Below are 447 nucleotides of genomic sequence, written 5' to 3'. Positions count from 1 at the left end.
GCGTATCGAATGCATGAGCATCGTCCGCTGCTTGACCAGTAGCGCTCTCGATCGATGCAACATAGCCGCTGACTGCTGCTCGACCGATTTGATTGGTACGAAACGCATCGTCGGGCGCATCACGGCCTCACAGATCGCCTCAGCATCCGCGGCATCGTTCTTTTGCCGTTTGACGTAAGGTTTCACATAGGCAGGCGGCATCAGCCGCACAGCATGCCCAAGGGCCGAAACTCGCGCGCCCAGTAGTGAGTAGTGCCGCACGCCTCCATCCCTATCACGCAAGGCGCCAGCTGCTCGAAGAACTTCAACATCTGCTGACGTCGCAACTGTCGCCGGATGATAACATTGCCGGTGCCACTAATCGCATGAACCTGAAACACCGGCTTGGCAAGGTCGATGCCAACGGTAGCAATCTCTTCCATTTGAACGCTCCCCGTTTGTCCATCC

Annotated in this window: 1 pseudogene; it reads right to left on the bottom strand. The window is 57.0% G+C overall.

The annotated features are described in order from the left end of the window. Positions 1-422: pseudogene (locus tag CEV33_RS24355) on the bottom strand (IS110 family RNA-guided transposase); the annotation flags it as partial. Positions 423-447 lie beyond the last annotated feature (25 nt).

This window comes from Brucella grignonensis, assembly GCF_002252505.1.
In the GTDB taxonomy this organism is placed as follows: Bacteria; Pseudomonadota; Alphaproteobacteria; order Rhizobiales; family Rhizobiaceae; genus Brucella; species Brucella grignonensis.
This window is presented reverse-complemented; position numbering and strand designations above follow the sequence as displayed.